Source organism: Pseudomonas sp. S4_EA_1b (assembly GCF_016307435.1).
In the GTDB taxonomy this organism is placed as follows: domain Bacteria; phylum Pseudomonadota; class Gammaproteobacteria; order Pseudomonadales; family Pseudomonadaceae; genus Aquipseudomonas; species Aquipseudomonas rhodesiae.
The window spans coordinates 43,509-68,245 of record NZ_JAEILC010000010.1 but is presented as its reverse complement, the minus strand read 5'-3'; the positions used below and the strand labels follow the sequence as shown (position 1 = coordinate 68,245).

15 protein-coding genes and 1 pseudogene are annotated in these 24,737 nt (G+C 59.6%); 11 read left to right on the top strand and 5 right to left on the bottom strand.

Translation table 11 applies throughout. The features are described from left to right. The first annotated feature begins 76 nt into the window (after positions 1-76). Positions 77-3,481 carry a YncE family protein gene (locus tag YA0848_RS02915; protein ID WP_169903306.1) on the top strand — a complete coding sequence of 1,135 codons (3,405 nt, stop codon included), beginning with the start codon at positions 77-79 and terminating at the stop codon, positions 3,479-3,481. A 137-nt stretch (positions 3,482-3,618) separates the two neighbouring features. Continuing rightward, complete coding sequence (locus YA0848_RS02910; RefSeq protein ID WP_169903307.1) at positions 3,619-7,194, top strand: YncE family protein; 3,576 nt, start codon at positions 3,619-3,621, stop codon at positions 7,192-7,194. 87 nt (positions 7,195-7,281) lie between these two features. Here YA0848_RS02910 and YA0848_RS02905 read toward each other — a convergent pair whose 3' ends face one another. The 4 genes from YA0848_RS02905 to ung all read right to left on the bottom strand — a co-directional run bounded on the left by YA0848_RS02905 (position 7,282) and on the right by ung (position 15,160). Next, complete coding sequence (locus tag YA0848_RS02905) at positions 7,282-9,465, bottom strand: autotransporter outer membrane beta-barrel domain-containing protein (RefSeq protein WP_080758691.1); 2,184 nt, start codon at positions 9,463-9,465, stop codon at positions 7,282-7,284. A 377-nt stretch (positions 9,466-9,842) separates the two neighbouring features. Further along, positions 9,843-11,678, bottom strand: a complete 1,836-nt coding sequence (locus YA0848_RS02900) for a hypothetical protein (RefSeq protein WP_143506463.1) — start codon at positions 11,676-11,678, stop codon at positions 9,843-9,845. Positions 11,679-12,272: 594 nt separating this feature from the next. Then, the gene (locus tag YA0848_RS02895) at positions 12,273-14,237 is read right to left on the bottom strand and encodes a hypothetical protein (RefSeq protein WP_169903308.1); all 1,965 of its coding nucleotides are present in this window, start codon (positions 14,235-14,237) and stop codon (positions 12,273-12,275) included. Positions 14,238-14,467: 230 nt separating this feature from the next. Then, entirely contained in the window at positions 14,468-15,160 is a 693-nt protein-coding gene (gene ung, locus YA0848_RS02890) for a uracil-DNA glycosylase (protein WP_034096376.1), read from the bottom strand. A 137-nt stretch (positions 15,161-15,297) separates the two neighbouring features. Between ung and YA0848_RS02885 the strand changes: the two are divergent. The 9 genes and pseudogenes from YA0848_RS02885 to YA0848_RS02845 form a co-directional block, all read left to right on the top strand. Beyond that, positions 15,298-15,573, top strand: a pseudogene (locus YA0848_RS02885) (enoyl-CoA hydratase/isomerase family protein); the annotation flags it as partial. Between the two features lie 176 nt (positions 15,574-15,749). Beyond that, the gene (locus tag YA0848_RS02880; protein ID WP_023101691.1) at positions 15,750-16,949 is read left to right on the top strand and encodes a tyrosine-type recombinase/integrase; all 1,200 of its coding nucleotides are present in this window, start codon (positions 15,750-15,752) and stop codon (positions 16,947-16,949) included. Beyond that, positions 16,946-18,010: a PDDEXK nuclease domain-containing protein gene (locus tag YA0848_RS02875; RefSeq protein WP_023101690.1), complete on the top strand. Its 1,065-nt coding sequence runs from the start codon at positions 16,946-16,948 to the stop codon at positions 18,008-18,010. The genes YA0848_RS02880 and YA0848_RS02875 overlap by 4 nt, the downstream gene beginning before the upstream one ends. Before the next feature lie 352 nt (positions 18,011-18,362). Beyond that, complete coding sequence (locus tag YA0848_RS02870) at positions 18,363-18,872, top strand: JAB domain-containing protein (protein ID WP_023101689.1); 510 nt, start codon at positions 18,363-18,365, stop codon at positions 18,870-18,872. A 279-nt stretch (positions 18,873-19,151) separates the two neighbouring features. Then, positions 19,152-19,502: a DUF2958 domain-containing protein gene (locus tag YA0848_RS02865; protein ID WP_023101688.1), complete on the top strand. Its 351-nt coding sequence runs from the start codon at positions 19,152-19,154 to the stop codon at positions 19,500-19,502. A gap of 65 nt (positions 19,503-19,567) precedes the next feature. Beyond that, on the top strand, positions 19,568-19,846 hold the full coding sequence (locus YA0848_RS02860) for a hypothetical protein (protein WP_023123544.1): 279 nt from the start codon (positions 19,568-19,570) through the stop codon (positions 19,844-19,846). Between the two features lie 719 nt (positions 19,847-20,565). Next, positions 20,566-21,396: a DUF932 domain-containing protein gene (locus YA0848_RS02855; protein ID WP_023101686.1), complete on the top strand. Its 831-nt coding sequence runs from the start codon at positions 20,566-20,568 to the stop codon at positions 21,394-21,396. Between the two features lie 75 nt (positions 21,397-21,471). Continuing rightward, positions 21,472-23,538, top strand: coding sequence for a ParB/RepB/Spo0J family partition protein (locus YA0848_RS02850; protein ID WP_023123543.1), 2,067 nt, complete (start codon positions 21,472-21,474; stop codon positions 23,536-23,538). A 63-nt stretch (positions 23,539-23,601) separates the two neighbouring features. Continuing rightward, positions 23,602-23,811, top strand: a complete 210-nt coding sequence (locus tag YA0848_RS02845) for a hypothetical protein (RefSeq protein WP_023101684.1) — start codon at positions 23,602-23,604, stop codon at positions 23,809-23,811. Positions 23,812-23,939: 128 nt separating this feature from the next. Here the strand turns inward: YA0848_RS02845 and YA0848_RS02840 are convergent, their stop codons facing one another. After that, positions 23,940-24,458, bottom strand: a complete 519-nt coding sequence (locus tag YA0848_RS02840; RefSeq protein ID WP_023101683.1) for a GNAT family N-acetyltransferase — start codon at positions 24,456-24,458, stop codon at positions 23,940-23,942. Positions 24,459-24,737 lie beyond the last annotated feature (279 nt).

The window sequence follows — 24,737 nt, the reverse complement described above, 5'->3', positions numbered from 1 at the left end:
TTCTCACAGTTAGCCTAGCTGCCTCGTTCGGCGTTCAATCCGCATGTGATTCGAGCATCCGCACGAGGTGTCAAGCATGACTCCGGTTCCGACCGCGCGCCCTAGCGTTAGGCAACTAGCCCCCAACATTCCTGGCCTGACGACGCCAGTCGCGGGCTTCTCCGGTGGCGTGTACAAACTGTTGCTGGAGAACCATGGCAGCCCCGGCCTGATTTGCATCTTGCGCACCTACGCCGGTCAGGTAGAAGGCGATCTTATCCAACTGTTCTGCGGCGACTTGCTGGTACCGATCGATCACCATAACGTCAGCAAGGAGGAGGCGCGCGACGCCAAGTCGATCAGCCTGCACATATCCATGGCGCGACTGGATGAGGGCGCGGTAGGACCTGTGTTTTTTCGGGTGACGCACCCTGATCAGCGTGCAGAAGAAACCCAGCGCCTGACTCTCAAGATCGACACCGTAGCGCCAACCGGCAACGACCTTATTCAACAGCCGCCGTGGGTAAATGAACAACTGCCACGCCCTCAACCTGCACATTTTTTGATCGATTCAGCCGCAGCCCAACGCGGGGTCGCGGTGAGAATTCCCTTTTATCCCTCCGACCTCACCCGCCCTTCCACTACTCACCGAGCGGTTCGTGATCGCATTCGCCTGATTATCGGTGGGCAAATCATTGAGCATTCCGTGACCGAGAACGAAGCCAGCGGCACACTGCCGATTTCAATCATGGTTTATTACGGCACATGGCTGCAGATCGGCAGCGGCTACCAGACCTGCGCCTACGATGTCATCGATGAAGTAGGCAACCACGCGCCGGGCCGCTCGCCGACGCAACTGATTGAAGTGCGGCTTAATCCCAACGAACGCCTGCTGGACCCTGCCCACGTTGTCGAGGCACCTACAGGAACGCTGGATGCGGACGCCTTGCTAGGCAAAGACGCAACCCTCAGGTTCGCTGTTGCTGGCAAAGGCTGGGCATTGGGCGACGAAGCTCGACTGACCCTTCGAGGGCGCGCGCTGGACGGCGGCGACGTTGATAAAGCCTACACCGTCAGTATCACGTCGACGACACCCACCTTCACCGACGTCCCGTGGCCCAATGCCGATGTACGCGCGCTTATCGGCGCCATGATCGAACTCAGTTATGAACGGGTTCGCGCAGGTCAGGCCAACGTGCCCTCTGAAAACGCCTTCGTCCGAGTCACGGGAACCCCCGAGCAAACCGCTCTTGCGGCGCCGCAAGTGCCGGCCGCCAGCGGCGGCGTCCTGCCCCCCTTGACCGACCCGGTAATCGTCACGATCACGAGCTACACAGGGCAAAAGCCGTTTGATTGCGTCACGTTGGTATTAGAGGGCACTAACGTCTACGGCCACCGATTCTATCGGGAGTATGTCGCAGTGGCGGGCGAGGACAGCATCGTATTCGAACTGCCCAACAGCGCTGACGGCGACATCCGCCAACTGGATGGCGGCGAACTGATGCTCTACTACTTCATCAACCATATCGGCCAACGGCCCCCCTCTGACATTTTGTCATTGCGCATTGGCGACCCCTTGGACGCACTGGCCCAGCCTGAAGTACTGCAAGCGCCTGCCCCCGGTTTCACCTTCGACCCCGACGTATCCCTGGGCAATGCCGATGTGAGAGTCCCGGCTAACGCTGCTTTCGTTGTAGACGCCACGGTAACTCTGTATTGCGAAGGCAGTGCAGTCGGCGGCAGCGCCCCACCCGATGCATTTCTCATCACCCCACCATGGGTCGGGCAGGAGTTGGCGTTTGTGATCCAACGACAGTTCATTCTCGCCAACCTCAACGGTTCGGCTCGCATTTATTATCGGGTAGAAAAACCGGGCCAGCGCACCCGCTACTCCAAGGCACTGGTGATCACCGTCGGCAGTCGCCTGCAATTGCCGGTGCCACTGGTGCTGGAGAGCACAGTCACGGGATTGAACAGCGCCAGGCTCAACCCGCAACACGTTCTGAACCCGCCGATATGCACACTGCGAGTAAGCTACACACCGATGCTGGCCAGCGACGATATTCAACCGAGTTTCGTTGGCACTCACGGGCAAGGAACGCCCACCATTGCTGCGCGACCAGGCGACCCCGCGAAGGGCTATGTGGATTTCATCCTGAGCAACAAAGTGATCTCCGCCAATCTGGGCCGAAAAGCTGTGTTGTCCTACATCGTCACCCGCGCCGGTGCCGACACCGCCTCCCAGCTTTTAACCTTGACCATCGACCCTTTCCAGGAGCAGATGCTGGATCTGGTCACCGTGCCTCAGGCATCGAACGGCATCGTAAGAGCCAACATGCTTAATAGCGTGCTGATGCTTGCATGGCCGTTCATAAGCGTCGGGCAGGCGATATGGGTCGATCTCAAGGGCGCAGCCAATCTTGCCCTGCTTGATGGCGTACCACTGACCGCCGCGCAATTCAGCGCCGGGCGCGTGGAGGTCACGATACCCGCCGATTACCTGCGTTCGTTGCCGACTCAAAGCACCTTGACGATTGAAGTACGGGTATCGCTCAACGGCAGTGCCAACAAGACCTCGGCCATCCGCTTGCGTACCGCTCACTACAGGATCACCAATACCGTCGGCGTTTTTGCAACTATTACGGTGGGTCGTGCGCCGAACGCCATGGTGCTGAGCCCGAACGGAGAATTGCTGTATGTCGCCTGCGCGTTTGGCGACACGTCTATCTGGATAATCGACACACTGCGCAACCGTGTCATTCACCACTTCGCAGTGCCAGGGACGCCCTTGCACATCGCGATCAATCCAACCGCTCCAAGATTGTACGTGACGGACAACAGCGTGGCGGTCAACACGCCTATTCGCGTTTACAACACACAGGATTACACGCTGATCGATACCATCACCGGGTTTACAACGGTCGCAGGTATCACTCTTAACGCCAACGGTTCCCGCTTGTATGTGGCGGATACAGGCGCATCAGAACTGGTGGTGATCAACACCACCAACCATCAACGCCTGTCCTCGATTCCAGTGCGCGAGCCGATTGACGTGGTCATCAGCCCCGATAACAACCGCGCACATGTGGCAACATTTTTTGACTGGTCGATTCTCAATCTGCACACCAACACCCTGATCGATAGCGTCGACACCCCTTCGGCGCCCAGTGCAATTGCCCACAATCCCAGGGGGGCGGAGGTCTACATCGTCAGCCGGACAGGCGGCAGCGTTACGATCGGCAATACCGTGAATCACGGCATCCCCCAGCGACTGACAGGGTTATCCGGGCCCTTGCATATCGCCTTTGAACGCGGTCGCGACCGTGCCTACGTGTCGCAGACCGACGGCGACCTACTGGGCATTATCGACACGCGCTCGCGGCAGTTGATCGGCACATACGCCGGCTTCAACAAGCCACGCGCAGTGGTGGTGGCTCCAGACGGCTCCCATGGCTATGTGGCAAATATCGGCGGCGATTCTGTGTCCTTGGTGGTGTTATAGCGGACGAATGACCGTTGGTCGTGACTGTCATTTCTCACAGCTAGGCAGCTCGTTGTGCTCGGCGCTCAATGATTCTCGACGCGCCCTGCCTTGAGGGTGGGGTGTCCGCACCGACCAACCCCAAGAGGCTGACGATCATGACCTTGGATCAGAATGCTGAGACCCGCTCAGACGGTACTAACCTACCTGCAATCATCTCCCATTGCGTCCCCAAGCCACCTAGCGGGCTTTTACCCCGTAGATTGTTTCCCGGCGAACTCAAACCGTTCAGCGACTTGGTGATTATCTTTCCCACTGAAACAAAACCCGTTGCCGGTCACGATGCCGCGCTCAACAAAGCGGCGTTGGTGCTCCACACGAAGGGGGTTATCTGTCTGCTTCCGGGGTACCTGGAAAGGGAGGCGGATGACTTTATCTGGCTGGAGATCAATGGCGTACGGGGACCTATTCACACCGTTAGCCAAGAAGAAATAGATAACGACCAGATCACTGTCCTGTTCATGGACAGCGGTCGTTTTATCGACCAAGCGAACAACACCGTGCAAGCCTTTGTTAAGCGCACGGGCGGCGCTGTCGAAAGCAGCAAAGTGTTCAATTTTCTCGCAGACCGTGAGCCCCCTGTGGGCAGGGACCCGATCCCCAGTACGCCTTACAACGACAACATGAGCCCTGTCACGTTTGAGGATCCCCAAATCGAAAACTTTGGGTTCGTTACCGATGAGCAGATAGGCCTCGGCGTGTCGATGCTGATCGCCAATTACCCTTTGAATACCAACGAATCTCCCGTCCATAGCCGTAAAGAGAACGATGTCATTCACGTCAGTATCGGCGGCGTAATTATCAAGCACACCGTCACGTCTTTCGAGGCTTCCGGCAATGAGCCAATACGGATCGTGGCTTACCATGGGACCTGGAGCCAACTGCCCAATGGCGTGCATCTGGTCCAGTGGTACGTCGTCGATAAGGCAGGCAATCACTCCCCCGGCTTCTCACCGTCCAGATTGATCGAACTTCGGGCCGGGAACGGTGTGGAACCGCTGCTGCCAATGGTGCATGTCCTTGAATCGCACTACGACCCGGAAATCGATAAGGACGTCATCAATGTGCCGGATCTCATAGGTGACGCGACCATCGAAGTGCCGATACGCTTCAACGGCTACAACATCAAGGATGTGGTCGTCCTGACCGTCTATGGGCTTGTTCATGCCATATCCAGCTCAATCGTGCTGCGCTATACGGTAACGAATACCAACCTGATCAGGGCATATATCCCCCTGCCCCTTTCTTTCCTCTTACCCCTGGTCGATGGTCTGATTCTGATCACCTACAAACGGATTCGCCCAGGCACACCCGACCGTAACTCCTCAGCCGCGCTTTACTACATTTTCGGCAACCCCACCGGTACACAGTTGCCGCCTCCAGAGGTGCAGGGTCTGATCAACGGAGTGTTGCCCGAAAATACCGACCCGGTGCATATCGTAGTCCCGCACTACATGGGGCAAAACTCGCAAGATAGGGTTGAGCTGGTGGTGGTGGGGTTTCCAGCCAGTGGTGCCCCTACTTATGCGACCTACACGGACGTCGCCGGCACGGGCGATATTGATTTCATCTTGGATGGCGCGTTCTTCTTCGCCCTCTACGGAGGCTATTTCAAGGCTCATTACATCATTAACGGCGGTATTCCAAGGCCACCGTCAGACGTAGCGATCATCTACGTTGGCAAGACTCAAAATAAACTGCCGGCGCCTACGACACTGCAGGCAGTACCACCCGACTTTAGATTCAACCCTTTGATCCACAAAGGTAATTTGAACGTCAGGGTACAACCGCATCCGTCTATCGTCGCGGGCACGGAGATCAGAGTCATATTCATCGGTTCGAAACCGGGTGGTAGTTACACGAGCCCATGGTTCCGAATAGACGAAAACTGGGAGGATGCCGAAATCCCCTTCACCATTGGTCGCACCGTTGTACTGAACAACGAGGGCGGCACGGCGCATTTGTATTACGAACTCAAACCAGTAATGCCAGGGCCCACTCAGTTTTCCCTGGAACTGATCATTGCGATTGGCGGACCGCGTATCTTACCGTTACCCAGTGTGGTGCAAGCCACGTACATCTCGGAAACCCGGGTTGAACTCAACCCTGTGCATGTGATTGCACCCAACCCACCTTCCTTGGAAGTCCGCGTGACGTCGAACACCTTTCCGAACGACGCAGACATTAAAATCATTATCACCGGTAAACCGGGGGTCGGTACTCCAGACATCCCCGCACGGCCCTCCATACCCGAACCGGGTGAAACCTACACGCGCTTCAACTTATCGAGCGACTTTGTCGCGGCTTACTTGGGTGGTGAGTTCAACGTGTCGTACCAACTTATGGAAGCCTCTGGGACGACTAGCTCGCCGAATCTTACCGTGGAGGTTTTAGCGCTACCGGACTCGTTACTTGATTTGGTCACTATTCCCGAAACAGTAGGCGGGGCAATCAACCCCAGTGTTGCCAACCATGTGCGAATTAACCGGTGGCCGTTTTTCCGGGCCTCGCAATTGCTGTGGATTGATATATTGAGTTCCACCGACCTTGCGCTTCGCGTTTCAATGCCCGTCACATCCGCTGAATTCACGGCCGGACGTACCCTCGATCTGATCCCTGCCAGCTACCTCAGGTCACTGCCCGATAACAGCACAGTGACGATTCAGGCGCGGGTATCGCTCGATGGCAGCGGGAACGAATCGACGGCTCAGCACTTTAGCCGGTCACCGGTGTACAGGATCAAAAAAGCATCGGGGGTCGTGGAAGGCGAGATTCAAGTAGGGCATACCCCTAGTCACCTTGCTCTGTCCAAGGACGACTCGAGACTCTATGTGACCAATGTGGGTGACAGAACGATTTCAGTGATCGACACCGACAAGGGGGAAGTGATTCGTACGCTCCAAGTGACTGGAACGGGGGCGCTTTCGGGTATAGCGGTTAGCCCGAATGGCCGGAATCTGTACGTCAGCTTACTGAGTACCTCGACGCTGGTTATTGAAACCACGCATTTTCAGACAATAGCGACGATCTCGTCTGCTGGTTTCCCATACAACTCAGCTCTACGCTTAAACCCAACAGGATCCCGCCTTTACAGTGGAAACGAATATTATGGAGGTCTCCAAGAAATAGACACTTCGACTAACAAGTATGTGAGATGGCTTAATGGCGGCAGTTACTATACACAAGCAATTGCCTTCAATCATTCAGGCACTCGAATTTATACAAATGGCTATCATATAAGAACATTCGATCAGGCTTCAGGCACCGTAATAGGCTCATTTACTGTTCCTCGTGGCTCAGGAAGAAACTTTGGATTAGCCTATAGCCCCACTGCCGACGTTATTTACGCAACCAACGCCGGTTCGTATGCGACGGATGGGTATTTGATGATGTTGTCCGCTGCGACCGTCCCCGTGACACTTATCAAGAGAATTGACAACCTCGGCTATCCTTGGGGCATTGCATTTGCGCCAGACGGCACAAAAGCCTACATGTGTTTACATGGAGAAAACTCGATAAAAATCATCGATACGTCCACCCAATCCATCACTGGAGAAATCAATACCAGTAGCTACCCACTGGACCGACCTAAAGAGATTGTTATTACCTCTGATGGCAGCCGTGCTTATGTGGCCAACTCTGGAAATGCCAATATCATCGTGGTCAGCCTGTAAGTGTTATATCCCACGCTGTTAACTTAATTGTTAAAAAAAACCCGCCTCTTTCNNAACTGCATGACATCCGGCGTTGGTTTTACCTGCTCAGAAATCGTAACGCAGGCCCACATTCACACCATAAGGCTGCTTGATGTTCTTGCCGGTGCTGTGCTCCAGATCCGCATGCAACTTCAGGTTCTGCGACACGGACATCGCGACACCCGCACCTACCTTGAAACGCGAACCCGACAGGTCATTGTTGAACGCGTTATTGTTAACGGACACCTGGTTGCTCTGATCGAACTCATGGGCTATCGCCGCCTTCAGGTACGGCTGCAACACGCTGCCGCTTTCCAGTTGGATCGTCCGTCCGACGGTGGTGCCCAGCTCACCGATCACTGTGCTCGACCGGTCACCCTTGGCATCCAGGCCGTTGTCCAGCGTATAACTCTGGGCCTGGGTAATCACCGCATCCAGCTTGCCGTAAGGCTCGACGAAGTAATCGTCAGCCAGCTTGATGTGCCGACCCACTTCCGCCGAGGCGCCCACTGCGTTCTGCGTGTAGTTACCCTTGGCTTTCTTACCGTCGCTCATGGCCACGTTCGACTCGTTGTGCAAGCGGTTGAACTTGAGCACACCGTCAAAGTAGAAACCACTTTCGGCATCCAGCCAGGTGGCGTAACCGCCCACGTAGTAGCTGTTAATCGTGGCGCTGCTGCCACGGTTCAGATCCAGGTTCGAGTTACTGTGACCGACCATCCCACCGATAATCCACTGGCCGTCGCCCGCTTCGACAGGCGCGTCTACACCGATGGAGAAACCGCGTTGCGACTGGTTATACCCCAGGCCTGTCTTGTCGTTGGACACCTCATACCGATTGCCATAAGCGCGCGTCCACAGCCCCGCAGATTGGCCTTGGCTGAAACGCAACTCACCCATACGGGTACGCAGCGTAGTCGTCTCGCCCAACAGCACGCTCGGCGCAGCGTTGAACAACGCCAATACGGAGTTGGTGCTTGGGCTGATCACTTTGCTCTCCGGGTCGAGCAGCCAATCCTTGCCTTCGTTTTCGTTGATCAGGCTGTAGGAATACGTACCGACATCCACACGATCACCGAGCAAACTGAACTGGGCACCGCCGTCCGCAGTGTGAACCACGTGCAAACGATCAGCGCTAAGCGGGTCGGCACCGCTGCTGGCGATCAGCAGTTTGTGCTCACCCGAGGAAGTGCCCGTAACGTTGAGGAAATCGCCAGTCAACGTGGAGAAATCCGCGGTCATATGGAACGTGCCGTTGCCCGACAGGTTAGCGACGTCCAATTGGTAGAACGTGCCGGACTCACCGAACTTGACGTTGCCGCCGCTCATGGAGAGGTCGCCTACCTGCTGGTGATCGACCATCACCCAGGTGGCATCGCTGTTGATTGCCAGCTTATCGACGTTCTCCAGGCGGCCGGTCAGGATCGAGCCGTTGTTGAGACCGACGCTGGCGGTGCCGCCGCTGTTGATCACATCGCCGTGCATGGTGGCGCTGTCCAGGTTCAGGTCCAGTGCGCTGCCGGTGCCGACTTGAACGTTGCCGGCCAGGGCGCTGCTGTTGACGCGCATGTTGGCCGAACCGCCATTCGTCAATTCCAGCATGTTGCCATTCCCACCCTGCAGGGTGGAGCCGTTATTGACATCGATCTCGACCACGCCAGGAGACTTCACCACAATAGCCGCGCCGCTCTCGCCAACCACAGCCGTCTGGTTGAACGTAAAGGACGCCGGGTTCGGTGCAGTCGGGTGCCGATAGACTTCAATACCATTGGTGGCGCCAGTGATGCGGCTCTGATTCGCGTTCAAGTTCCCATCAACGGCCAACAGGCCTTGCTCGCCGCCTATGACCTCACTGTTATTCAAAGTCAGTACGCTGGCGCCATTCAAGATAACGCCTTGGGTGGCGCCCTCGATCAGGGTATTGAAAACATCGGCCGTCGACCCCTGGGCACCTTGGCTCCCCACGATCAATCCGATAGAACGGTCACTGGAAATATGCGCATCACGGATGCTCGCATAACTGTCATAAAGTGAAACGCCCACTTCATTGCCGGCCTGTACCCGACCGCCATTCATTTCGAAGGTCGATTCGTTGGCAAGGACACTGACGATCGTGGCGCCATTGGAAATAAGTTTTGCATCACCGCTCAACTTATAGCGGTCTAACGGAGAACTGGCATCAATGGTCAGTTCATGGCCTGGAAAGACTTCCAGAGCAAGCGCTTTTGTGGCGGCGAGCGACAATGGCATCAATGCCAAAAACTTGATAGCAGTAGCGAGTCGAGTTGGAGTAAAAAATTTAATATGAGTCACGGAGAATTAACCTCTAGTCGGGTGACTGAACAAGCCAAGCGATTAAAGGCTTATCGCCCTGGGCTTTCAGTGGGGGCCTAGAGTACGGAGCCGAAGAGGAACTTCATGTAAGGCAAGTCTAAGGTCGCGTAGGATTATTCTTAATCTCGCTCTAGCTAACCGCGCGCGATCAATACTTCAATTTCATCTCACGAAACCACGCTATCAGCCGCGTCCACACAAATGGGCAATTTCGTGCGTGGATCACACGCGAAGAACCGCTACCTAAAGGCTTTCGCCGCCAGGTAGCGGACAAGGCTCCTCAACGCGTTACATCAGTTACCACAGATGGTATTACCTGTCTGACGCCGAGTCATCAGCACAAAGGTGACGGGTGAATCGCCTTCAGTTACGCCATCCGCTTTTAGTACGTGATAGTAAGCTTCAATACGCCCGCTCACGACAGGCTGGATATAGACCGGGAACGGTACTGTAAAACGCTCGCCAGGATGGCCCGGATCAGTGTGGTCGTGGCTAACCGTCACGGGAGGGAAAGGCAGATCCACCGTTTTTTCGGCGGAGTAGAAATCATCCGGACCATAAACAACCCAATGAAGCGTTATCTGATCGCCCGCCTGCAAGTTCGCAGGGTCTCTGATTACGGTTTTGATCCCACCAACAATGTCCTGGTCGCAGGTAAGCGCAAACAAATCGTCGAAGGCCAGCGCGTCCGGGTACTCGATGCCATTCAGGTTATCTACGGCAAACGCGCGGACATGCACAAGGGTTTCCACTGAATCGACGAAGTTATCGTTCACCCCGTTATTGAGTGTGTACCAAGTGGGAATGTCTCCGTTGCCTGCCTGCTTGATCACCTCCGCAGGCACCGTAAGCATGAACTCGGGATTAGTCTCATCTGCCACAGTGACTAGGTAAGGCGGGTCGAAACAAGGGATGCCTTTCCACCAAAGCTGAATAAGGTGCCCCGCCGTAGCCCCTGTATAGCGCGCAAACCGGGCGGTAGCGTCGCCGAAGTCGCCAGGGCCGATTTCATTGGTCAGGCCCCCGGATGAAGTCACTGTCACTGGACCCAGCTCGGGATTAACAGGGCCCGGGTCTTCAGGCCGCCCGCCCGCCGAGGTCAAGTCCACATCCACCGTGATGGTGCCCGAAGGGCCGGCAATTAATTCGCCACTATGAACGTTGTAGAACACGTCTGCCACGTAGGGTGCGGTGAGACCTCCATCCCTAAGGTCCTCCCAAGGAATTTTTACCTTAAGCGGCCAGCTCAGATCTACAGTACCCACGATCAAAAAACTGTTGAATTCGATAAAAACCTGGTCTCCAGCCTGCGCATTGTCGTATTTGCGGATCCAGATCTCAGCACGATTCAATTGAGCGTCGGTCAGGTCGAGCGGTGCTGCAGGGCACTCTGGGTCTCGCAGGTTAGCGGGGAGGGCGCGCGTCACCAATGTGAACTCTCGCATAGCGCTCGGGTAGCTGGTTTGGTTACCGGCACGATCGGTGTAAACAAAGTTGATCTGTTTTAGCCCCCCCCCATCCGCAGCAAGCTGAGCGGTGGTCAGACTGACCTGTATCGGCGCAGTGGTACGCGGTAGATTTTCCAAAGTCAGTATGGGCGTATCACTGGGAAACTTTGTGAAGATCTCCAGTTTGTCGCCAACTTGTGGGTCCAAGCGACGCGGTACCTGGAAAGTCAGGCTACCGCCGTTATCGTCCACATCCTGTAACGTCACATAGTGGCCCACCCAACCCGGTAACGTCACCGCGCCTGGCCTAAGACCGGCATTAGCGTCTCGGCGGTCAATGGTCACTGAGGTAGGAAGAGCAGGGCCATCCGTCGTACCGCTGGAGGTAAATACTTCATAGCGTAGACTTTTCAGCCCGTGTTCGCCGATCTTGTCTTCCGGTATCGAGAAGCGGTAGGGCCAGGTGTGCGCAGACAACGGCTTACTGAAAGGAATTCGAGAGCCATAAAGGACATTATTAATACGAATTTCCAATTCGTCGTCGCCAACAGGCAGGATTTCGTTCCACCTTGCGATTTCACATATAACGCCTTCAGCGTACAACTCCGCGATGTCCATTAGATTCGTTTGCCCGTCCGCCACGTCGGGCAATGCATTCACCACATGTAGCGCATCCAGCACCCGCGGTCCGCGAGGGGTTCGAGCCCATGGCGGCCGCACCAACAACGGAGAGTTCGGTGCTATCGTCAGTTTTTTTTTGCTCGTGGAGGTTGATCCAAGCGCTCGGGAGTTATTGGGTTTTGTCATGGCTGCTTACTCTCACATGGAATAGAGAATGGCTCGCTTCCAGACATCTAACTGGACCGAGTGACGAGTCTATTTAACCCCCCCTGTGCCAGGCGCGCACCTGTCAACCTTGACAGGTAAAGATGCGGAAACTGGGGGTAATCCTATAGGACTCACACGCTGGAAACGTGGCGTATTAGGCCCATGACAGGCGTTGGGCCGGCAGCACACTGTCAGCGGTAAACGCCGCTTGCGCGGTGCCACCATGCCGGCCAGTTCAAGCTGCTGCTCCCCCGAAGAGTGATCGAGCAAGGTATCCAACGACTAGAGTAAATCGGGTGCAAGCAATGTCGTGGGTCAGTTCCAGTGCTCGCGCAAGACGCAAAAAATCCGATGCCAGTACAGGCATCGGATTTCGATTTCTTGCGCCCAGGGTCAAGCGAGAGGGTTTGATTGATCGGCATCAGGCGTGAGCGCTTTTTTCGGTTTTCACTCACTCTGAGTAGGCCCGAGGCAAGTGCCACCACCTGGCCTTTTCAGATCAATGTAAATGAGCTTCTTGGCCGACAGACCCGTTGGCCCGGACGCTTTGAATAACCGATAGAAGACAACACCCGAACCCCAATCCGCGACCAGCCCAGGAAGGGTAAACAGCGGATTGAAGGGTTGTATCTGTACCTCAACCTGCTGAAGATCTCTGTGAGCATCAGACAACTCAACATGGAACGTAACACTCGTACCTGGGAAAGGATCTCCGCTACCATCTTTTGTGCGGTGGCTACTCCAATACACTTCAAGCCGGTCACCGACCTCAAAGTGGATAGCATCCCACGGTATACCTATGAACACGCCTGTCCAGGGTTCCGGATGGGTATCACAAGCAACGAAATTGCGGTCGCTGTCATTCAGCAATACAGGCCTCACCAGGCCCTTGAGTGTATCAAGCTCCACTCGCACCAATTTGTCAGGACTGCGCTGGCGATTGACAGCGTTATCCGTCCAGTAATACACCGGTACTTGTCCTGACGCTGCTCGCATGATCAAAAGCCAAGGCACCCAAAAAACCACGGTTTGACCGGGAAGCTCACCGGGCTGAATCTCATATTCGTCCGCCAGCGCAGCCTCTCCGCCCCAGAACAGTTCCAACTTTTGCCCAGGTATTACGTCACCGTTCCATAGTCTCACCTCGACGCGAACAGGACCCGGGGCGTCCGCCTGGGTGACAACATCATCCCCTGTAACTCCTTTTACGACGACCAAAGGCAATTGGGTATTGATCGGATCAGGTCCTTGCGGGTCTGGTCCGGCCACACTGAAGTCCAGAATGTAAAAGCTATCAGGCGATGGCTTCGACGCGCTGCCGCGTTGAAACAGATAACGCACCCGCACGGGAATCGCCTGCTCAAACCCCTCGGCTGAAAGGATCTCCCACTTCACAGGTACACGGATGGGCCAAGCGTGGGCCACCCCAATTGTCACGACGGCAAGCGTATGGGTATTCCACCAAATGACGAGTGTGTCGTTCGGCTGCGCCCCGAAAATCTGTTCGATTTCGACAATAACGCCTGTACGAGCATCGTCCAGGTTTATAAGGCCGTCGTCTTCACCCAGGGGCACTTCAGCACGGGGAAGATCCGGCAACATTATGGTGCTGACTTCAATTTCGGTGGGCGCGGAGAACGGGCCGATATTACCTGCACGGTCGATCAGCCGATAAGAGGCGGACCTGAGGCCTGGCCCACTCTTACGAATAAAGTCTTCAGGGAAATGGATCAGAATCGGCGCACCCGCCACATGATTTGGCCCGATGATCAGCTTACCCACAAAATTGACGTTGGCTACCGCTCCCCAAAAGAACTCGACCTCATCTTCAAGGCGAATATCCGTCCAACGCTCGACTTCTGCCCCTATACCGTTGTTTGCCACCAGTTCATCGTCGGTGACAATGCCATCTGCCACTTCAGGGCCAAAAATCAACTCCGGACCTGGATTATTATTATTGGGTTCAGTCTTGTCGACGTTGATCATTGTGATAAACGAGGAAGTCGTCGTTAGCAACGGCGCACTCACCTGATATCTGAGCTGGCGTATACCGCCAGTACTTAACACGCTTGCCGGCAAGTACTCAACCAAAGGAAACACAGCATTGGGATCGTAAGGCCCCACGATTTCACGGCGATGAACTTCAAGGTTCTGCCAAAAATATACAACCGTTGTAGTCATGGCGACGTGAGAATAGTGGACTGGCCATACGTCTTCGATCGTCACCGCCAACGGTTGATTCTGGAGGTCCGAGTGAATCGTCCAAGCCGCCTCGTCCGGCAGTAATGGCAACGCTTCAGGCACTGTTGGCATCTGGAGGGTCTTGGCGGAACCCGAGCGCTTGCGCCCGGACACGTCGACATTTTTTGAGCCCATCGCCTCCGCATTTGAAGAAACTTTAGAATTAGACATTTCTACTCTCCTCAAGCATTGAACCAATGATTGACCACTGACAAGCGAGCTGGCGCGTACCAGACCGACGAGGCCAGGGAGATTATTTAATGCTGATACAAGAAGGTCGGATACTGTCAGGAATAACAGGTACCCCTTGATGCATACACATCAAGAGGCCGCAGGTCATCACGCAAGCATCGAGTTACGCGAGGCGCATGGTTAATGAAATGGCATGCCGGGCGGCGTGCTCAGACAGGCGGCAACCGCCACTCAATTGGGGTTTCGCCGTTCTGCTCAAGGAACTTGTTAGCGCGACTGAAATGCCCACAACCGATAAACCCGCGATACGCCGACAGCGGCGACGGATGCACCGATGTCAACACCAGATGCTTGGTGGCATCGATCAGCTTCTGCTTGCTCTGGGCGTGGGCGCCCCACAGCAGAAACACCAAGTGCGGCTGGTGCTCGCTGACCACTTCGATAATCCGGTCGGTAAAGAACTGCCAACCCTTGCCGGCATGGGCGTTGGCGTTGGCGCGCTCCACCGTCATGGTGGTATTGAGCATCAGCACGCCCTGCTCGGCCCAGCTCTGTAGGTAGCCGTGGTTGGGAATGTCGATGTTCAGGTCGCGCTTGAGTTCTTTATAGATATTGACCAGCGACGGCGGCGCCGGCACCCCCGGCTGCACCGAGAAGCACAGGCCATGGGCCTGGCCGGGGCCGTGGTAAGGGTCTTGGCCGAGAATTACCACCTTCACTTTGTCCAGCGGCGTGGAGTTGAGGGCGTTGAAAATCAGCGGGCCAGGCGGGTAGATCTGTTTACCGGCGGCATGCTCCTGGCGCAGGAATTCGCGCAGCTGGGCCATGTAGGGCTTGTCGAACTCATCGCGTAGGGCATGTTTCCAACTGGGTTCGAGTTTGATGCGGTCGCCGTCGGTCATCGTTGAAGTGTCTTGTAAAAAAAGAATGAGGCGAACCCTAGGAAAGCCGCCTCCGCTTGTCAATTGATCTGACACACCACCGGCACTTTCCCACCAAAGGATCATACTGATTTTTCACTTTCTCGATTGAGGTCACGATGAATCTGCACTTCGAAGAACTCACCGGCAGCGGCGGTGCCCGTATCGGCATCGCCAGCCTGGACGCTGAAAAGTCGCTCAACGCCCTCTCCCTGCCGATGATCCTGGCCCTCGGCGACCGCCTGGAGGCCTGGGCCAAAGACCCGCAAATCGTCTGCGTGTTGCTGCGCGGCAATGGCGCCAAGGCGTTCTGTGCCGGTGGCGAGGTACGCAGCCTGGCCCAGGCGTGCCTTGAGCACCCGGGCGAAGTACCCGCCCTGGGCGCGCAGTTTTTTGTTTGACGATGACTCCAGCCCGGTACTTCGCTGGACTACGCCGAAGCTCGATACAGCAGGTTTATCAATAACTTAGGCGCGTCCATCATATGCCGGTGCTTTCTGAAACTTGACCCGGTTTCCCCTCGCGCCGCTCCTATGTGGCTCTTGGAACCGGGTCGTTCCAAGGAGTCATCATGGCAAAGATCAAGCTCACCAAGACCGCCGTAGAGGCGGCGCAACCCCAGGCCAAGGACGTCGAACTGCGGGATACCGTAGTGCCCGGCTTCCTGTGCAAGATTACCCCAGCGGGCCGCAAGGTGTTCATGCTCCAGTACCGCACGAACGCCGGTCAGCCCCGCAAGCCCTCGCTGGGGCTGTACGGGGAACTGACCGTGGAGCAGGCGCGCGTCATGGCGCAGGACTGGCTGGCCGAGGTTCGCCGGGGTGGCGACCCCGGCGGCGCCAAGGCCGAGGCGCGCAAGGCGCCCACGATGGAGGCGCTGTGCAAAAAGTTCATGGAGGACTACTCCAAGAAGCGCAACAAGCCCACCACGCAGCGCGGCTACCAGGCCGTCATTGACCGCTGCATCGTTCCGGTGCTGGGGCGCAAGAAAGTGCAGGACGTGAAGCGGCCCGACATTGCCGCGTTGATGGAAAAGTTCGCCTACAAGCCGGCCGAGGCGAACAACGCCTTTGGCGTGCTGCGCAAGATGTTCAACCTGGCCGAAGTGTGGGGCTACCGCCCGGACGGCACGAACCCGTGCCGCCACGTTCCGATGTTCCCGCCCGGCGAGGAAACCCGGCTCATCGTTGACGACGAGCTGGCGCTGATCTTTCGCCAACTGGAGAAGCTGGAGGCCGAAGGGCTGGAGAACTACGTCATCCCGCTGGCGATCCGCCTGCAATTCGAGTTCGCTGGCCGCCGTTCTGAAATCTGCACGCTCGAATGGAGCTGGATCGACCTGGAAAATCGCCGCGTCGTGTGGCCCGACAGCAAGACCGGCGGCCTTTCCAAGCCCATGAGCGCGGAAGCCCATCGGCTGCTTTCGACGGCCCCGCGCCGGGAGGGTTGCCCGTATGTCCTGCCGTCTCCCAACGACCCGGCCCGGCACCTGACCTTCGGCGAGCACTATGGCGGCTGGTGCCGGGTACTCAAGGCCGCTGGCGTCCCGCATGTCGGCACGCACGGCATCCGCCACCGCTCCACGACCGACATTGCCAATTCGGGCGTACCGACCAAGGTAGGCATGAAGCTGACGGGCCACAAGACCGTGGCGATGTTCATGCACTACGTCCACACCGAGGACAAGCCGGTGCGCGATGCGGCCGAGCTGGTGGCCAGCCGACGCCAGGCCATCACTGGCGCACGGCAGGCCGAAGGAGTGGCGGCATGAACCAGCGCAAGGCATCCGTAGCGTCACCCGCAGCGCCTTCGGCGCTGCTGGGCGACATTCGGGCACTGATCGAGGCGGCGCGGCAACGCGCCGCCTCGGCGGTGAATAGCGAGTTGACGATGCTCTATTGGCGCATCGGCCAGCGCATCCACACGCAGGTCTTGGAGGGCCGGCGAGCCGACTACGGCGAGGAAGTGGTGTTGACCCTGGCGGCGCAGTTGGTCAAGGAGTACGGCGGCAGTTTCGCGGTCAAGAACCTGCGCCGCATGGTGCAGTTCGCCGCCGCCTACCCGGACGAGCGAATTGTCGTATCACTGATACGACAATTGAGCTGGACGCATTTCATCGCCCTGATCCCGCTGAAAGACCCGCTCCAGCGGGACTACTACGCGCAGATGGCGAGCGCCGAACGCTGGAGCGTGCGAACGCTGCGCGAGCGCATCGACTCGATGCTGTACGAGCGCACGGCGCTGTCGCAGAAGCCAGGGGAGATGATCGCGCAGGAGCTGGCGACGATGCGCGATGCGCAGCGCATGTCGCCCGCGCTGGTCATGCGCGACCCGTACATTCTCGACTTCCTGGGGCTGCGTGACACTTGGCAGGAAAGCGACCTCGAAGCCGCGATCATTCGTGAAATGGAGTCATTCCTGCTGGAGCTGGGCGCAGGTTTCAGCTTCGTGGCCCGGCAGAAGCGCATCCCGATTGACGACGAGGATTTCCACCTCGACCTGCTTTTCTACAACCGCAAGCTGCGGCGGCTGGTGGCGGTGGAGTTGAAGGTCGGCGAGTTCAAGGCGGCCTACAAGGGCCAGATGGAGCTTTACCTTCGCTGGCTCGACAAGCACGAACGGGAGCCGGAGGAAGCCTCGCCGCTGGGCATCATCCTTTGCACCGGCAAGAAGCGCGAGCAGATCGAGTTGCTGGAGCTGGACAAGTCGGGCATCCACGTCGCCGAGTACCTGACCGCCTTGCCGCCAAGGGGTGTGCTGGTGGAGCGGTTGCAACAGGCAACGCAGCGGGCACAGTTGCAGATCGAGCAGCGCAAGACCGATAGCGGGTAGTCCTGTTCCCAGCAGTCGGGCGTCCCGGCGTTCCGCCGTCGCGCTGTCGTGCTGCGCATCGAGCCACAGCTGCGCCGTGTCTCGCCCCTTCGGGCTTCAATCCCTCTCGCCTGCGCACCTGGCCCGCCAGGCGCTGCGCGCTCCGCTTGCCCCAACAGCCGAGGGTGTGCAGTGGGCGGGGTGTAGGCGGTCTTGCTGTTCCCTTCACCGTATCACGGCGTTCTCGCCGTCAAGGGCGGCGCGCGCCATGCGCGCTTGCGTCCTGGCGGCCGTCTGCGACCCCTGACTGCTTGCGCTGCGCCGTGCTGGCGACGGTTCCGGGCAATTCCGCCCGAGCAACCGGAGCACGATCATGTCGCAACTGTCCTTTTCCTCGTTCGATTCCTCGCTGATGGTGCGTGACACGCAGGGCCGCTACCTGCTGGCGACTGCCGAGCAGATTCTGGACGCCGCGCGCCAGGCCATCGAGCGCAAGATGCAGCGCGGTACGTCGTTCACATCGCCGGCGGCAGTCAAGGAATACCTGTGCGCCAAGCTGGCCGGCTTCGAGCATGAAGTCTTCGCGGTGCTGTTCCTCGATACACACCATCGGTTGATCGAATACGCCGAGATGTTCCGCGGCACCATCGACGGCGCATCGGTGTATCCGCGCGAGCTGGTCAAGGAAGCGCTGCGGCACAACGCGGCGGCGGTCATCATTTCGCACAACCACCCGAGCGGCAATCCCGAGCCGTCGCAGGCCGACAAGGTACTGACGCAGCGGCTCAATGAGGCGCTGAGGCTGGTGGACGTGCGCGTGCTGGATCACGTCATCGTCGCGGGCAACAGCACGGCATCCTTCGCCGAACGCGGCCTGATTTGACCTTGGGGGCTTCGGCCCCTTTTTGCTGCGCCTGGTGGCGCAACTCCGGCCCTCGCGGGCCTGCGCGTGCTGCGCACTTGCCGAAAGCCGGGGTGCGTGGAGGTGTGAGGGAGGCGGTCTTGCTGTTCCCTTCATCGTGCCACGGCGTTCTCGCCGTCAAGGGCTGCGCGCCGATGGCGCTTGCGTCCTGGCGGCCGTCGTTGACCCCTGACTGCTTGCGCTGCGCCGTGCCCCGGAAGGGTCGGGCAATTCCGCCCGGCAACCTTTCAGGAGTTCACCATGAACAACCTACTCATCACTACCGAGCAGCGCATCGTGCTGCTGGCCAACGGCCGCGCATCGCTGGAGAACCCGGACTTCGATCCGGCTCCAGTGGTCAAGCTGTTCACGCCGGACGGCGGCGCGACTTGGCTGCTGACCGAGATTGATCCAGACGACCACGACCACGCCTTTGGTCTTTGCGACCTGGGCCTGGGGGAGCCGGAAATCGGCTGGGTCAGCTTGGACGAGCTGGCGAGCGTGCGCGGCGGGCTGGGCCTGCCGATCGAGCGCGACCTGTCTTTCCGGGCAGAGAAGCGTCTAAGCGGCTATGCGCGTGATGCGCGGCTGGCCGGGCGAATCGTCGTCTGACTTCGCCCTTGGAGCGCCGCAAGGCGCTCCTTGCGCTTTTTCGACCATCACAGGAGATCAATGCCATGAGCAGCCATCACGACTACATCATCGAAATCACCGCCCAGCATGATGCGCTCAAGCCGTTCGCGCCGGAGAACGGCCAGCCGCTGCGCTTCAAGATCGGTGACGCGGTGATCTACACCAACGAATACGGCGTGCAGTTCCGTAGCTGCATCAACGGGTTCTACCGCCCGACCGAGCCTTCGGGGCTGTATGCGCGCGGTATGCGCTACTACCTCGATTCGTCAGCGCCGTGGATGCCGGTTGCGCAATCCAGCCTGCGCCCTGACGACTCGGCCTGATGCCTTCGCGCCCCTTCCGGGGCGCTGCGCGCTGCGCTTGCCTCCAGGGGAAAGCCCTGCGGGCTATCCCCGCCGCGCGAGGCTTGGCACCCCTAAAGACCGCCGAACCGGCTGCGCCGGATCGGCCAGAAATCCGCAGCCACAGCAGAACCCGCTTCCCGATGTGTGGGGCGTAGTGCGCTTGGTGCTCATCGAACCTTGAAGGCTGGGCGTCCCCGGCCACCTGGGAGATGGCCGGTCGCGCTGTCGTGCGCGTAGCGCATCAAACCCCCTTCGGGGTTTCGCCCCTGTCGGGCTTCCATCGTTCCCTCGCTCCGCTCGGCTGACGCCTCCGGCCCGGCTTCCAGCTTCGGGCCTGCGCGCTTCGCTTGCCGTGCGGTCAGCGCAAGGGGAAGGCCGTTGCCATGTCCAGCCGTCTCCCCTGACTTCATCACCTTGTCCGCGACTGTAGCCCGCGCCCGTGTGCCGTCAAGGCGCGCAGGGCCGTGTCCTCGGCTGCGCCTGCGGGCCGCACCAACCCTGCGCTTGCCTCCTTGACGGCACACGTTCGCGCGCTCCTGACCGTCGCGGGCGATGAACTCAGGAAAGACGGTGGCAACAGGGCCAACCGGGTTCCTCTCGCCGACCGCACCAAACAGCCGAAAGGCTGGGCTCCGAATCTAGGAATCCGGTGTGCGGTGTGAACAGCAAACCCTTTTTTCTTTGTCAGGAGAAATGAAATGCAACTCGCATCCCGATTCGCTTCCCGTTCCCCCTCGCTGCGCAGCGACTACCCGCTGTCCGATGACCAGATTCACCGCGTAGCGCCGTCCATCTTCGCGGACGCGCCGCATGAAAGCCGTTCGCAGCGGTACGCCTACATCCCCACCGCTGCCGTGCTGACCGAGCTTCGCAAAGAGGGGTTTCAACCCTTCATGGTGACGCAAACCCGCGTGCGCGACGAAGGCAAGCGCGAGCACACCAAGCACATGATTCGCCTGCGCCACGCCAGCCAGATCAACGGCGCGGAGGCCAATGAAATCGTGCTGCTGAACTCGCACGATGGCACGAGCAGCTATCAGATGCTGGCCGGGATGTTCCGGTTCGTGTGCAGCAATGGCCTTGTGTGCGGCGACACCGTGGCCGATGTGCGCGTGCCCCACAAGGGCGACGTTTCCGGGCACGTCATCGAAGGCGCTTACGAAGTTTTGCGCGGCTTCGACCGGGTGAAGGATTCCCGCGATGCCATGCGCGCAATCACGCTGGACGAAGGCGAGGCCGAAGTGTTCGCCCGCGCCGCGCTGGCCCTCAAGTACGACCCCACCGACAACAAGCCCGCGCCCATCACCGAATCGCAAATCCTGATGCCGCGCCGGTTCGACGACCGCCGCCCGGACTTGTGGAGCGTGTTCAACCGCACGCAAGAAAACCTGACCAAAGGCGGATTGCATGGCCGCAGCGCCAACGGACGCCGCCAGCAAACCCGCCCGGTGCAGGGCATTGATTCCGATGTGCGCCTGAACCGCGCCCTCTGGATGCTGGCCGATGGCCTGCGCCAGTTGAAAGCCTGACCCCTTCCGATGTTTCACCCGCCGGAGGGGCGGTTTCCCCTCCATTCCCTTGTTTCACTTGATTGGAGAACCACCATGAACGCCATCACCTACACCGAAGCCCGCGCCGTCAACACCGCCGCCGCTGTCCCGCTGGAAGCCGCCGACCCGACCAAGAACCTGATTCTGGTTCCGCTGTCGCGGCTGGTGCTGCGCCCCACGGGCCGCAACGTGCGCAAGACCCCGCGCATGTCCATCCCCGAATTGGCCGCGAGCATCCAGCGCGTGGGCCTGCTGCAAAACCTGATCGTGATTGCATCCGCCGATGGCGAGCACTACGAAGTCGTGGCCGGTGGCCGCAGGCTGGCCGCGTTGAAGCTGCTGGCGAAGAAGCACCGCATCAGCAAGGAATGGGAGGTGCCTTGCCTGCTGGTGGCCGATGGCACCGCCCGCACGGCCAGCCTCACCGAGAACGTGCAGCGCGAAGCGATGCACCCGGCAGACCAGTTCGAGGCATTCGCCGCGCTGGTGGCCGAAGGCCGACCCATCGAGGACATTGCAGCGGATTTCAGCGTGTCCCCGCTGGTGGTGCAGCGCCGCTTGAATCTGGCGAACGTATCGCCCCGCCTGCTGGCCGACTACCGCGCCGAAGCCGTGAGCCTTGACCAGTTGATGGCCCTGGCCATCACCGACGACCACACCGCGCAGGAAGTCGCCTTCTACGATGCGCCAACATGGCAACGCCAGCCGTCCGCGCTGCGCGACCGCCTCACCGAAAGGGAAATCGACGCCTACCGGCATCCGCTGGTGCGCTTCGTCGGGCTGGACACCTACGAGGCCGCAGGCGGTGGCGTGCGCCGTGACCTGTTCGCCGAAGGTGACGCGGGCGTGTACCTGACCGATGCTGCGTTGCTGGACAGGCTGGCGCAAGACCGGCTGGCGGGCATCGCCGCCGAAGTGAAGGCCGAAGGCTGGGCATGGGTAGATGCCACGCCGGGCGTGACCCATGCCGACCTGCACGCCTTCCAGCGTGCGCCGAGGGAGCGGCGCGAACCGACCAAGCGCGAAGCGCAGCGCATCGAAAAGCTGCAAGCCAAGATGCAGGAACTGGCCGCAGCCGTGGATGACGCGCTGGACGTCGACGACGAGGAAAAGGCCGATGCCTTGCAGGAAGAAGGCGAAGCCGTGGGCGAGCAGTTGCAGGCGCTGGAAGATGGCTTGCAGGACTACAGCCCGACCGTGAAGGCCGCAGCCGGTGCCATCGTCACCATCGACCGCAACGGGCAGGCCGTCATCCATTGCGGCCTGCTGCGCGAGGCCGAGGCCAAGGCGCTGCGCACGCTGGAACGCCTGCGCCAAGGTTTCAGCGGCGAGGATGCCGTGAACGACGACGAAGGCGAAGACGGAGACAGCGAAGGGCAGCCCAAGACCGCCGCCATGTCCGACCGGCTGGCGCAACGGTTGAGCGCCCATCGCACCGCCGCGCTGCAAATCGAAGTGGCACGGCATCCGCAAGTGGCGCTGGCCGCGCTGGTGCATGGCATGGTGCAGACCGTTTTGCAGGAAAGCCACTACGGCCACGATCTGCCGCTGGGCGTGAGCCTGAAAGTGCAAGACCGGCTGGAAGGCATGGCCCCGGACTGGCCGGAATCGCCCGCCGCCGTGGCGCTGCGCGAACTGCAACAGGTGGCGGGCGAAGCCTTGCCCGAGGACAGCGCCGAACTGTTCGCCGCGCTGCTGGCGAAGTCGCAAGACGAACTGGTGCGGCTGCTGGCGGTATGCGTGGCCGTCACGGTGGACGTGGTGACACCCCGCACCACGCGGCAGCAGCCGGGCGAAGAACTGGCGCAGGCCGTGGGGCTGGACATGGCCGCGTGGTGGAAGCCATCCAATGAAGGTTATTTCCGGCATGTGCCGAAGGCCGCGATTCTGGAAGCCGTTGAGCAGTTCGCACCGTCGCACGTCACCCGGCTGGCGAAGTTGAAGAAGGCCGACATTGCCAGCGAAGCCGAGCGGCTGGCGGATGGAACCGGATGGATGCCCGCCATCTTCGCCACCGAAGGCACGCAGGAAGCCACGCAGGCAGAACCGCAGGCGCAGGATGACGCCCCGGAGGATGCCGAGGCACTGGCGGATGAACCCGCCGTGGCGCTGGCCGCTTGACCTGCGCCGATGGCAAGCGCCCCGGCCTTGAACCGGGGCGCTTCGCTTGAAGGAGAACGCCCCATGACCCACACCACCACCAGCCGCCTACGCATGGCGGCGATCTACGCCCCCGGCGCGGTACGCGCCCGCCGCTGGCACGGCGACGGCGACGTGCGCGGCTACCGCCCGCCCTCGGGCTGGTTAGCCCGTGCCGACCTGACCGACATTCACCCCATCACGGGCCGCGCCTTGCCGCGTGCCGTATGGTGGCTCATCGAGACGAAGAAATAACCCGAACAGCACCGCGCCCAGGCCGTTCCGTCCTGGGCGCGGTGAAATGCAAATCCGGGCGCGGCGGTGGCCGCGCCCGGTGTTCAAGGCCAACAGCCGAATCAGAACGCCGCCGCCTTCGCGCTCGCTCAGGCGGCGGCGTTGAAGGCATCGCTGTAGTGCGCGACGCCTTCCGGCACTGGCCCGTGCAGAGCCAGCGCCATGAAGTAGCCGGGCGGTACGCCCGGCAGTTGCAGACCCGCATGGGCCTCAAAACCAAAGCGCGCGTAATACGCGGGATCTCCCAGCAGCACGCAGCCTGCGGCCTGCATGGCTCGCAGTTCGGACAGCGCCTGTTCCATCAGGCGCGAACCGATGCCGTTTCCCTGCCTTGGCGGCAGGACGGAGATTGGCCCCAGGCCGTACCAGCCTTGGGCCTCTCGCCCGTGGTCATCGGTGATCGTCACCGGCGACAGCGCGACGTGGCCGACGACCTGGCCATGTTCTTCGGCCACGATGGAAAGCGTCAGTTCGCCGGCGGCTCGCAAGGCCCGCACGATGAATTGCTCGGTGTGGCTGGTATGTGGTGCATCGGCGAAGGCGGCCACCGTGACTGCCTCGATGGCGGCAACGTCGTCCGGGGTTTCGTGTCGGAGCTGGAGGGTCATGGACTGGTCTTGGTTTTCTTCCTGAGAGCATAGAACGGCCTGGGCGTGTCGGCGCGATGCGCCGCCGGGCTTTGCGGGCTTCGCCCCGTGCCGACTTCGCTGTCACGGCCATTCGGCTTCAATCCCTCACGTCTTCGCGCCTGCGGCGCTGCGCGCTGCGCTTGCCTCCAGGGGAAAGCCCTGCGGGCTATCCCCGCCGCGCGATGCTTGGCACCCCTTGATACCGCCGAACCGGCCTACGCCGGATCGGCCCGGCCAGCGCCCCACCGCGATGGGCGC